This is a genomic window from Virgibacillus halodenitrificans, from assembly GCF_001878675.1.
Lineage (GTDB): Bacteria > Bacillota > Bacilli > Bacillales > Amphibacillaceae > Virgibacillus_Q > Virgibacillus_Q halodenitrificans.
This window is the reverse complement of the sequence record NZ_CP017962.1, coordinates 209,446-221,585: the sequence shown is the minus strand read 5'-3', so window position 1 is coordinate 221,585 and position 12,140 is coordinate 209,446. Positions and strand designations below refer to the sequence as shown.

Below are 12,140 nucleotides of genomic sequence, written 5' to 3'. Positions count from 1 at the left end.
TTCCTCCAAATGAATGTTCCGTTTAGAATATCACCTATTTATGAATAGATGATGAACAGCATGTATCCATTTTGTTTATTGCTTCATTTCGAGCTTATATCCCAACCCGCGTACTGTCTGAATGGAGAAATCTTGTTCTTCTTCTGCAAACCGCTCTCTTAAACGCTTAATATGCACATCTACTGTGCGGTCATTTCCTTCATAGTCACTTCCCCATACGAGTTCAATTAATTGCTCCCTGGAAAAAATGCGGTTTGGGTAGCTTGCTAGCTGTGCCAATAACTCAAATTCCTTTAAAGGTAGAATTAAGTTTTTATTATGATATGTAACTTCATAACTCCTTCGATTAATTACCGTGTTGCCAAGATGGATAACCTCCTCGTTCACCATTTGGAACCGACGCAGTAATGCTTTAATTCGATACAATACTTCTTTTGGCTCAAAGGGTTTTACAATATAATCATCCGTGCCAGCGAGGAATGCCTTTTCTTTATCGGTAATTTCCCCCTTAGCTGTAAGCATCATTACAGGGATGTCATAATAGTCTCGTATTTCCTTGCATAATTCATATCCATCCATATTAGGCATCATGATGTCCACAAGGGCAAGATGAATTCTTTTAAGTTCTAATATCTTCAATGCTTCATTTCCATCAGTTGCTTGCTCTGTTTGATATCCTTCCTTCTGTAGATAAAATCGAAGCAGCTCCCGAATATGCGGATCATCATCAACAATTAAAATGGTAATCATGAAGGGCTCTCCTAACTTTGGTTGTTTTACATCAGCTTATCATACGCCATTTAAAATGGAAATATTCTTGGGTCTTGGAGGGGGTGATCGTCGAGAAAGGAACTGGTAATAAGTTAGTGTTTTTAGGATTCATTGCAATTTTAGGAGTGCAAATCTTATCTTGTATATTCATAGTAGGAAAGTATAGAACAAGAGGGAATTTGATTCTCCGTAATCTCAAAAAGCTAAACAACATCGCTACGGAAAAATATATTATTAAAATAAATGTGCAATACCAATTGATTGAATGGAAAATCGCAATCTAAGAACGCCACGTCCCGGGACTGCGCTAACTCGCCCCACCAACCACTCTGTGGCAACGATTGCATGACCAACATCCTCGAAAAAGTTCAAGAAAGTTAGCTCAGATTTTTTTCTCCGAATCATTGAATAACCCAACATATATATTAAAACCAAGAAATAAGATAAGAAAAACCTGCTCCGCATAAGGGGGCAGGTTTTCCATTCTGTTACTCTTTCATTCCTAAGAGTTGATCAATCACGTTAGCTACTTGATCAACATATTTCTCACATTCTTCTTTGGTAGGTGCTTCTACCATAACTCTTACAAGAGGCTCTGTTCCAGATGGACGTACAAGGACACGGCCTTGGTCACCAAGCTCTTTTTCGACTGCTTCAATTTCTTCATTAATTCTTGAATTACTTAGTGCTTCGTTTTTATCAATTACTTTTACATTCTTTAATACTTGAGGGAAGATTGCCATCTCGCCTGCCAACTCAGAAAGTGGCTTACCCGTTTCCCTCATTACATTAACTAATTGGATAGCTGACAGCATGCCATCCCCTGTCGTGTTGTAATCTAAGAAAATGATATGACCAGATTGCTCGCCGCCAAGGTTATATCCACCCTTGCGCATTTCTTCCATCACATAGCGATCACCAACTGCAGTTTTATCACTGCGCATTCCGTTTTTCTCAATCGCTTTGTAAAACCCAATGTTACTCATTACTGTAGAAACAACTGTATTCTTACGAAGAAATCCTTTTTCATTCATATACTTTGCACAGATAAACATAATTTGATCGCCATCTACAATATTTCCTTTTTCGTCTACTGCGATTAAACGGTCTCCGTCCCCGTCAAACGCCAAACCAATATCTGCATTCTTTTCTTCTACAAAAGCTTGAAGCGTTTCAGGGTGTGTTGAACCAACCCCATCATTAATGTTTAATCCATCTGGTGATGACCCAATGGAGAAGATGTCTGCTTCCAGGTCAGCAAACAGATGTGTTGCCAGACTGGAAGTAGCACCATGAGCACAATCCAACGCTATCCGTATGCCTTCAAAGTCATTATCAATTGTATCCTTTAAGAAGGAAAGATATTTCTGACCACCTTCAAAATAATCATTTACTGTTCCTACATCTCCACCTGTTGGACGAGGCAGATTATCTTCTTCTTCCATCAGCTGCTCGATTTCATTTTCCTGAGCATCTGAAAGTTTAAAGCCATCCGGTCCAAAGAATTTAATACCATTATCCTCTACAGGGTTATGTGAAGCTGAAATCATTACCCCGGCTTGCGAGCTTGTAGCTTTAGTAAGATAAGCGACACCCGGTGTGGAAATCACCCCTAGACGCATTACTTCTGCACCTATGGAAAGCAAACCGGCAACCAATGCCCCTTCAAGCATATGCCCGGAAATTCTAGTATCACGACCGACGATAACCTTAGGACGCTGGGTTTCTTTTGTTAAAACATAACCGCCAAAGCGACCTAATTTAAATGCTAGTTCTGGTGTAAGTCCCTTATTTGCAATTCCTCTCACACCATCTGTTCCAAAATATTTTCCCATGTAGTATCTCTCCTTCATTTCCATTTCAACCGTTAACACACAAGTGCTATTCTTTTATATTGATTTTTACTTTTTCAAATTCACCTGTTGTTTTTAACCCATCTGGTCCTTCTAGTTTAACTGGTACTTCATGCTCTCCAGGTTCTAGATCTGCGGCACTGATCGTTACTTGAAAATCTTCGGCTGAAAGTTCTTTAACATCTGTTTCTTTTCCTACAACGGAGATATCCATTTTTGCATCATCAGGTTCTATAAAAGATATTTCCAATCCCTCTTCTAAATCTTCAACATCGATGGGTACATTGGTAATCGTTGTTGGTTTTTCAACTTCAACGGATACTTCAATTTTATTATTCGGCACCATCGTTCCCTCTGGCAAAGACAGCTCTGCTTCTACCTTTCCGGATTCTTCGATGTCCGATAAATCTATTTCATTTGTGCTGATTTCCTTAATATCTTTTAAGACATTGCTTGTCCCAAATACTTCAACTTCCTCTACACTTGGAGAAATAGAAGTTAGTGAGTAACCTTCAGGCAATTCACCAGTTGTTTCAACACTTACAGGAACTTTCTTACTTGGATTATCTATATCCACAGAAACTACTGCATTTTCTGGTTGAACATTGACATTCAATTCATTCCCTTGTGTGTCGTAAACATTTATAGGCACTTCTCTGTTATTTATAGACTTATCAATGTCTTTTACATCTACATATACTTTCACAATTCCGATTTGATCAATTACACTTTGAGAGCTTGTGATCGATACCGTTGACGGTTCGATTTCATACTTCCCAAGCTCATACCCTTCTGTTAATTGATCCGTATTAATAAAATCAACATTAATTGGGAATTCAGCAGTTGCCTTCTTCTCTATCGTTACTTCTACTGTTTTCGGTTCAATATAAACATTTAAATCTGCTGATATATTATGCTCCACTTCCACTATATGTTCACCAGCGTCCAACCCTCGCAAATCCACAAAGGCAGAAAAGTTACGCTGCTTAATAAGCGGTGTCAGTACCCCTAAAGAACCTTCTAAAGAGACATTTACATATTCCGGCACACCACTTACTACATAATCATCCTCATCTATTTTAATTTCTACAGGGACATCGTTTAATGTTTGCATTTCTTGTGTCTTCCCTGGGAACGTCGAATCAGAGTTTGTGGAATTATTTGCATCAACATATACAAATACATAGAATAAGATGGCGAATGCCAAGGAGATCACCCGAACAAACCATTTACTTCTAAACCAATTATCCATCATTGCTCCCCCTCCGTTTTTTTGTCTTCTTCTCAGAGGATTTCACGTTTAAAGATAGGTTTTCTCGCAATAGCTCACTTAGACTGTTCTGGTCCAGTTCTCTATGTAACTCGCCATTTTTTGTACAAGAAATATTACCTGTTTCTTCTGATACGACAATTGTCAGGGCGTCTGTTACTTCACTAATTCCCATAGCAGCTCTGTGCCTTGTCCCCAACTCTTTAGAGATAAAAGGACTCTCCGATAATGGCAAATAACACGCAGCTGCTACAATCGTTTCCCCCTTTAAAATAACCGCTCCATCATGTAAAGGGGTGTTTGGTGTGAAGATATTCGTCAAAAGCTGATGTGTTAGTTTTCCGTTAATTGGTATACCTGTTTCAGCATAGTCACCTATTCCCGTTTCCCGTTCAATAGAAATCAGCGCACCTATTCTACGCTTTGCCATATAGTTACAGGACTGAATAATCGCTTCGATATTCTGTTGTATAATTTCTTCTTCTGATCTTGCACTTCTTCCAAAGATGTTCCCTCTTCCAAGCTGTTCCAAAGCCCTTCGCAACTCAGGCTGGAATAGTATAATAATAACAATTAATCCCCAGCCAATAGCTTGACTGGTAATCCATTGTACCGTCTGTAAATTAAATGCTATACTTAAAAGCCATACCGCAAGCACTACTGCGATCCCCTTCAAGAGCTGGATGGCCTTTGTACCTCTAATCAGCATGATTAGCTTATATAACACATACCAGACGAGAGCAATATCTACGCCTACTCTTAGAAGCTCTAAAATATCCAATCCCCCACCAAGCATGTCTACACACCCTTTTTACACATAGATTCGTATCACCATATTTTAAATAGTCACGTTAGTTATTATAACATATTTTTTGAGGGAAGACTTCCAGAGCGTTAAACTTATCCGGAGAAAAATCACATTTAACTTTCTATATAAAGGTGATTTCTATTACAAAAACACATCCATTTGGATGTAATCTGCATGTCGATTCCTAAACTTGGCTAATAAAATATATCCTCATTCTTTACTATGGATGAATGCAGAGTTACACGTGGAGGTTTATTATATTATTTCTTTAGAAAAAGGAACATGTAGGCCATGTTCCTTTAGAAATCGAATATATTTTTAATGAAAGACTTTATGTGAAACCACATCCATTCAAAAATCTGATCAATGTGCTCCAACTCTCCATTTACTTCACCAACAGATGCCATCAAGCCTTCTCCCTGAATAGGCTCCTCAATGAGCTTACCATTTACCAATGTCACATTTCCATCAATCGTTCCACGTACAACCAGGTTACCATTTTTAACAATCAGGTCACCTTCCACCGTGACATCCTCCGGTACAATAACAGTGTCGCCTTTTATTACTAAGTTATCCTGCTTGGATACTACCAGCTCACTACCTTGGTTCCATGCAGAAAAGATTCCACTCATCATAAACACAAAAAATATTGCAGCTGCCGTTAACATAGGGTGTGCTCTGAACCAACGTTTATACTTCACCGACTTCTTTTCGGCAGGTAGATTATTCATAACATTGGCAGTAAAATTTGCAGGAGCGCTCACATGCTCTGTGCTTCGTATTAAAGTTAATGTGCGCTTTAACTCATGAAAATGCTGCTGACACTTCTCGCACTCTTCCAAATGAAGGCGTAAAGCTGTCTCATTTTCCTTTGTTAAATCACCATCTAAATAATTATGCATAAGCTCAACAGCTTCTTTATCACAATTCAAGCGAATTCACTCCTTTACACGTGACGAAGTCTTTTTCGTAATGCTTCCCTTGCCCTGTGGATTCTTGTCTTCACAGTACCCAACGGGATGTCCAGGATTTCACTAATTTCCTGAAGTGAGAACTCCTCCAAATATCGTAATGTAATAACACTGCGATATTTCGGGGGAAGCTCAGAAATCTCATGATGTATATAGCGCTTCAGCTCCAGGCTTTCCACTTCTTCTCCTGGCAGCTTACCCTGATCTGGCAATTGGGAATACATATCCAACCCTTCTGTCCCTTTTATCTTACTATCAAGATAAAAATCGGGCTTACGCTTCCTTATCCGATCAATGGTCAAATTTGTAGCAATTCTGTACAACCATGTCGAAAATTTCCGCTGCTCATCAAAGGATTCGATATTGATATAAGCTCGGATAAACGCTTCCTGTGCTATATCTTCCGCCTCGTGTGCATTACCAAGCATTCGTAAACAATGCTGATAAATTTTGTGTTGAAAATAGTTGACCACATCTTCAAATGCAGATTGGTCTCCTTTTTTAACTTCTATTATTTTGTCTCTAATAAATTGATCCATACGGTTACCTCCGCCGGTGTGCGGTAATCATAATACGAGCATCTATGTGAAAAGGTTTCACTTTAATTTATATTTTTATTAAAATGGGCAAATTAATGTTTATCAGGGTTAACATCTGGGTATCTTCTTTACTATAGTATACTTGATTGGAGGACAGTTTTGTGAGTGATTTTAATTTAAAGAAAGAAATTGAAAAATGTCGCGAAGAGATGATAATGCTTAGTTACAACAATGCGCTTACATCAGAAGTTGTCGTCTCCACGAGTATGAAATTGGATAAGCTAATAAATGAGTACTTAAAGAAGGCATGTTAATGGCCTCATATACAACCAGAGATACATAGAGAAAGACATTAGAGATTAAGTTCACCTAATGTCTTTTTAGTTTTCTTAATTTAACTTTTCTCCAAACAATGAGCCCATTAATGCAACTGCTACTGTAGCAGTTTTATTCTTTTCATCCAGAATTGGATTTACTTCTACAAACTCAGCTGATGTAATCATACCTGACTCTTCCAGCATTTCCATTGCCAAGTGGCTTTCTCTGTACGTAATTCCACCGAGCACTGGTGTGCCTACACCTGGAGCTTCAGATGGATCCAGTCCATCTAAATCTAAACTTAAGTGGACGCCATCTGTACGATCCTTTAAGTATTTTATGGCTTCCGACATAACATTTGGCATACCCAGACGATCAATCTCATGCATGGTAAAAACTTTTATTCCTTTTTCTTTAATAAGCTCCTTTTCACCCGGATCCAGAGATCTTGCTCCGATAATAACAATATTTTCGGGTTGAATTTTTGGAACGAAACCTGAAATATTTACTAACTTCTCATGTCCGATGCCCAGACTAACAGCTAGAGGCATCCCATGAATATTACCTGAGGGAGAAGTTTCACTAGAATTCAAATCGCCATGTGCATCATACCAAATAACCCCAAGGTTTTTATAATGCTTTGCTATACCTGCAAGGCTACCGATAGCTATGCTATGATCTCCCCCCAAAATTAATGGAAAGTTGTATTTTTGTATTTCTTCATCGACCATATCTGCTAATTGTTGATTGGCCTCTATCACTTGATGTAAGTTCTTTAAATTAGTTCCATCTGTCGATTCATTGTTAACTGGTCGATTAATTGGGATATCTCCCAAGTCTTTTACGATATATTTTAGTGTAGTTAACTTTTCAATAGCACCTGCATATCTCATCGCGCTTGGTCCCATATCTACCCCACGACGACTTTGCCCCAAATCCATCGGTACGCCAATTACAGAAATATTTTTGTTCATATGTAAGCGCCTCCTTTTATACTATTGTATATAAAAGAATGAGGATGACTCAACCAAGCATTTTTTTGAATATTTATGCAGTATTAAAAAAATGAATAATCCCTTATAACAAATTCGTAGGCTTTGTTAATTTCTAGCAGCAGTAGATTATACTCATGTCAGTAGGAAATTTCCCGAACAAATATTAAAAAGCTTGTAGAATATGATTTTCTACAAGCATTTGATCTTAAGATGTTTAAGATACAATATGAGCCCCAGTAGGGAATGGTTGAATTGTAAGTGGCTTAATTCCTGCAGCTTCCCAAGCATGTACTATTTCTTCTGCCTGCTTTTTTGAGGGCATAAAGGCAATTCCACAATCTCCACCACCAGCGCCAGAAGGCTTACCAGCACCCCCCATATTTTCTGCAATATCACATAACGTACGTAATAATGGAGTTTCTATTTCTACACCAGCGTTTTCTCCTACAGTCGCCAATGCTTTTCTATTTTGTTTAATCCCTTGCAGTAAAAGGGGAAGATCTCCCTCTGTCATACCTTGTAAGAAGTTACTTACAGCGGTCTCACTATCATCTAGAAATTGTTTAAATTGGCTTTGGTTAGCCGTTTTTAATTTAAGTATATCATCCACTAGTCTTGAAGTAGACGCAGGCTTTCCCGTCCAACCTATACACACATAGACATTTGAAGGAATTTTTACTGGTTTAATCGATAAATATGGCCAATCTTTTTCCAGCAGTTCTGTGATTGTAGGTGTATTTTCATATTGCTCCTGGAGCCATTCAGCCTGAAAAGAGGCGTATTGTAGAAAACCGCCATAGGAAGAGGCAGCTACATCTGCTCCTGAACCATTTCCTTGTGTACGGACATGCGAAATAGCAGCCAGTTTAAATGTTAATAGGGCTGTAGGTTCCTTATCATCATATTTATTTAAGATCGCTGATATGACGCTTGTAACTACTGCAGCACTTGAGCCGAGCCCGTATTTAATCCCGGAGACATCATCAAGTTCACTTTTAATTGCAAGCCGGAATGGAGTTGGATGGATGTTCTTTTCCTTTAAGTATGTTAACGCAGTTGCCATAGCGGCCCCAACAAAACGTGTGCGTTGATCGTCTGTAGAAAAAGTCAGCCGATTATCAGCATACGTCCATCCAATGTCATATAAACCAAAATCATTTAATGTTATTCTATTTGCATCATGGTCTTCAATCGTTGCATATACAAAACGATCAACAGCCATTACAACGAGTTCATGATGTGGTTGTAAAACAGCAAATTCCCCTGCAATCATTAATTTTCCAGGTACTTTTATTGTCATTGGTGCATTAGGCAACATATCCAACCCCTATATATAGGTTACTCCTTGACCAGATTTGCTTAAACGTACATCTGTGACACCAGGAATTTCACGGAGTACTTTCTCCACTGTCTTTTCATTTTCAGGTAAATACAATACTTTTACGTTCGGGCCTGCATCAATAGTGAAATAAGCAGGAACTCCTTGTTCTCTTAACTGCTTTACTGTTTGCATAACAGTCAGTGTAGTATCATGCCAATACGTAAAAGGAGGGTTAGCCCCCAACGTGGTGGCATGCATTCTCAAACAATTTGCTTCTGCTATGCTTCCAACCTTTTCCATGTCTCGTGCTTTAATGCCCTCTTTTATTTCTTCTAAATCCTTGGGTATACTATTCACCCATCCATCAAAAAATGGAGAGGACTCAACCGTCCGCTTCATCCCTTCTCGACTGGATACCTTTTTCATAGTAGAAGAAAGAATCACTGCAGCTACCCGCAAATCCCAATGTTCTACAGGTGCAATTGGCACAGCGTAGGAATCAGAACCGTCATTTTCCTTCCCCATTCTCCACTCGGCAAATCCACCATATATGGATCGACATGCAGATCCTGAACCTTGGCGTGTCAATCGGGAAAGTTCTTGCTCACTTAGATGTATCCCCATTGCTTTTGTTCCAGCTGCGGCTAAAGCTGCGAAGCCCGAAGCTGAAGAAGCGAACCCTGCTGCAGTAGGAACATTATTAATAGAACGAACATCGGCATATATATTTTTACCTGCCAGCTTACGTATAAGGTCTAAAAACGTTGTTACACGTTTATATTGCTCCCCTACTACTGGTTGGCCATCAAGAATAAAGTGATCTTCCGTATAATCCTCATGAAGGGCTACAGTAGTTTCTGTATAAAAGCCATCCAATGTGAGGGAAAGACTATTATTTGTAGGCAGAATAATTTCTTCATTCCGCTTCCCCCAGTATTTGATTAAAGCAATATTTGTATGTGCTTTAGCTGTAGCCTTCATCTTTACTCCCCTTTAATAATTCCTATTGTTTTCCTGTTTTAATGTAAATGGCCACACAGCGTGTGCTCCAAGTTTTCTCAATTTTTCAGCAAGCTGTCTTGAATGTACTTCATTCTGGGCCAAAGCAATAATACAACCGCCATTACCGCCGCCTGTTAGCTTAGCTCCAAGGGCGCCTTCTTTTCTGGCAAATTGGATTAGTTTATTAAGGCCAGTATCACTAACACCCAGAGACTCCAACTCTTTTTGCGCTTCATTTAGAAGGTGTCCAAGAATGTGCTTCCCTCTTTTTTCCAAAGCATGTTTAGCCTGATGTGTTAGATCTCCAATACGATCTAACTTTTTCTGTATCCGTTTCGGTGCTGTTTTCAATAGCTCGGCTACAGATTCCACCGCTAATCTAGTATCACCAATTCTCCCAGAATCGGCTACTACAAAGTGAAAATCATCACTTAAATTTATAAAATCAATTAAATGTTGTTTCTCATACCAAACAGGTGACCCAGAGGTGATTGTTAACGTATCAATTCCACTTGGCGCACCATGGGCATACGTCTCCGCAATGTTAGCAAGATCTAGTAATTCTTGCTCTGTATACTCTTCTCCAAAATAAGCGAAGAGAGATCTAACTAATGAAATAGCTACCGAAGCACTTGACCCAAGGCCTTTACCTGGTGGGATCGATGATTTAATTCGTATCATTAGATCACCATAAGGTTGCTCCAAATATTCTAATGTACCTCTAATACAATTAGCAATACCTTGTAAAGACTCCGGAGCTAAATCAAGTGGTCCATGGTAGAAGGTACTATCTATCTGAATCGAACCTGGTACATGCTCTACCACAGATTCAACACCAACTAATGGGAAAGGAATAGCAATGGCAGGTTGCCCGTGTACAACTGCATGCTCTCCTATCAAAATCAATTTACTATGAGCTACACCGATAGCTGTTTGTTCTGTTGTAGTTACTTTTTCTGCACTCATTTTGTATACATTTCCACCAATTCTTTAGCTTTTCCGACACGGATTTCTTTTTCTTCTACTAACTTTTCTGCAATGATATCAATCATCTCCCCAGAGGCCCCTGCTGCTATTGCAACAGAGCGAGAATGTAATGCCATATGACCTTTCTGAATACCATCTGTTACTAGAGCTTTTAATGCACCGAGGTTCTGCGCTAGTCCAACAGAAACGATAACTTGAGCTAGTTCTTGAGCTGATTCCACATCTAATATACTCAGTGAGGTCTTAGCAATCGGATGGACTCGGATAGATCCACCTACCGTTCCAACAGACATAGGTAATTCAAGCTCACCAACCAGATTGCCTTGTTCATCTACAGACCATGTGGTCATTGATCTATACTTTCCACTGCGAGAAGCATACGCATGCGCGCCCGCTTCTACTGCTCGCCAGTCATTACCTGTCGCAATAACTATCGGATCGATCCCGTTCATAATTCCCTTGTTATGGGTCACAGCTCTATAAGGATCTGAGTCAGCAAATTCAAAGGCATGAATCACACCATCACGAACCTCTTCTCCCGAAAACCCATCGGTCTCTAAAAGGTTTGGAGGTATTACACACTTTGCACGTGCCAGACATTTATCTGCATAATTTGACAAAATCCGCAGATAAACCTTTCCTTTAGTTATACTTTCAATTGTTGGAGCCAAAGACTCTACCATTGTATTTATTATATTCGCACCCATGGCATCACACGTATTCACATATACATGTACAACAAGCATTTTGCTATATGGGGAATCACCATCTTCATTCAGTACCCTTACTTCCAGATCATCTGCGCCTCCGCCCCTTGCTACCATGCTTGGGTAGGCTGCATTGGCACTTTCAATTAACGCTTCCTTCTCTTTTAAGAGGCTTTCCTTTGCAATTTCAAAATCTGGACAACCAACTACTTGAATTTGCCCGATCATAACCCGATCGGTAGCTTCGGCGGTAAAACCACCAGCATTTCTCACAATTTTAGCAATATAACTTGCTGAAGCTACAACGGATGGTTCTTCTATAGCCATCGGTACTACATATTCTTTCCCATTTATTAAGAAATTCAATCCTAAACCTAATGGAAGAGGAAAAGTACCAATTGTATTTTCAATCATCTTGTCTGCTGTTTCAGCAGGTAGAGGCTCCTTAGAAAACAAGTTAGCTATTTCTTCCTCTGTAAAGGAATGCAACTTCTTTAATAAATCTCTACGTTCCTCAACCGTCATATTGTAAAAACCAGGAATCCTGGAAGTTTCCATACCTACTCATCCTTTTGTCCAGCATGCTATAAACACATAC

12 protein-coding genes are annotated in these 12,140 nt (G+C 39.3%); 1 reads left to right on the top strand and 11 read right to left on the bottom strand.

Going from position 1 to position 12,140, the window contains the following annotated elements; genetic code table 11:
• Positions 1 to 75: 75 nt before the first annotated feature.
• From BME96_RS01250 to sigW, 6 genes are all read right to left on the bottom strand, one after another.
• Positions 76 to 750: a response regulator transcription factor gene (locus tag BME96_RS01250; RefSeq protein WP_071648070.1), complete on the bottom strand. Its 675-nt coding sequence runs from the start codon at positions 748 to 750 to the stop codon at positions 76 to 78.
• 509 nt (positions 751 to 1,259) lie between these two features.
• Complete coding sequence (gene glmM, locus BME96_RS01240; protein WP_060680624.1) at positions 1,260 to 2,606, bottom strand: phosphoglucosamine mutase; 1,347 nt, start codon at positions 2,604 to 2,606, stop codon at positions 1,260 to 1,262.
• Between the two features lie 46 nt (positions 2,607 to 2,652).
• Positions 2,653 to 3,876: a CdaR family protein gene (locus tag BME96_RS01235; RefSeq protein WP_019376959.1), complete on the bottom strand. Its 1,224-nt coding sequence runs from the start codon at positions 3,874 to 3,876 to the stop codon at positions 2,653 to 2,655.
• On the bottom strand, positions 3,869 to 4,690 hold the full coding sequence (cdaA, locus tag BME96_RS01230; protein WP_040954010.1) for a diadenylate cyclase CdaA: 822 nt from the start codon (positions 4,688 to 4,690) through the stop codon (positions 3,869 to 3,871). Before cdaA ends, BME96_RS01235 begins: the two co-directional genes overlap by 8 nt.
• A gap of 311 nt (positions 4,691 to 5,001) precedes the next feature.
• Positions 5,002 to 5,634, bottom strand: coding sequence for an anti-sigma-W factor RsiW (rsiW, locus tag BME96_RS01225; protein ID WP_019376961.1), 633 nt, complete (start codon positions 5,632 to 5,634; stop codon positions 5,002 to 5,004).
• Between the two features lie 14 nt (positions 5,635 to 5,648).
• The gene (gene sigW / locus BME96_RS01220; protein WP_019376962.1) at positions 5,649 to 6,212 is read right to left on the bottom strand and encodes an RNA polymerase sigma factor SigW; all 564 of its coding nucleotides are present in this window, start codon (positions 6,210 to 6,212) and stop codon (positions 5,649 to 5,651) included.
• Between the two features lie 161 nt (positions 6,213 to 6,373).
• Here sigW and BME96_RS01215 point away from each other — a divergent pair, with 161 nt between their 5' ends.
• A complete protein-coding gene (locus BME96_RS01215; protein ID WP_071648068.1) occupies positions 6,374 to 6,526 on the top strand; it encodes an aspartyl-phosphate phosphatase Spo0E family protein in 153 nt (50 codons plus the stop codon).
• 75 nt (positions 6,527 to 6,601) lie between these two features.
• Here BME96_RS01215 and rocF read toward each other — a convergent pair whose 3' ends face one another.
• The 5 genes from rocF to BME96_RS01190 form a co-directional block, all read right to left on the bottom strand.
• The gene (gene rocF, locus BME96_RS01210; protein WP_071648067.1) at positions 6,602 to 7,504 is read right to left on the bottom strand and encodes an arginase; all 903 of its coding nucleotides are present in this window, start codon (positions 7,502 to 7,504) and stop codon (positions 6,602 to 6,604) included.
• 235 nt (positions 7,505 to 7,739) lie between these two features.
• Positions 7,740 to 8,843, bottom strand: coding sequence for a phosphomevalonate kinase (locus tag BME96_RS01205; protein ID WP_071648066.1), 1,104 nt, complete (start codon positions 8,841 to 8,843; stop codon positions 7,740 to 7,742).
• A gap of 9 nt (positions 8,844 to 8,852) precedes the next feature.
• Positions 8,853 to 9,827, bottom strand: coding sequence for a diphosphomevalonate decarboxylase (gene mvaD / locus BME96_RS01200; RefSeq protein WP_071648065.1), 975 nt, complete (start codon positions 9,825 to 9,827; stop codon positions 8,853 to 8,855).
• 12 nt (positions 9,828 to 9,839) lie between these two features.
• Positions 9,840 to 10,814 carry a mevalonate kinase gene (gene mvk, locus BME96_RS01195; RefSeq protein ID WP_019376967.1) on the bottom strand — a complete coding sequence of 325 codons (975 nt, stop codon included), beginning with the start codon at positions 10,812 to 10,814 and terminating at the stop codon, positions 9,840 to 9,842.
• A complete protein-coding gene (locus BME96_RS01190; protein ID WP_071648064.1) occupies positions 10,811 to 12,100 on the bottom strand; it encodes a hydroxymethylglutaryl-CoA reductase, degradative in 1,290 nt (429 codons plus the stop codon). The genes mvk and BME96_RS01190 overlap by 4 nt, the downstream gene beginning before the upstream one ends.
• Between the last annotated feature and the right edge of the window lie 40 nt (positions 12,101 to 12,140).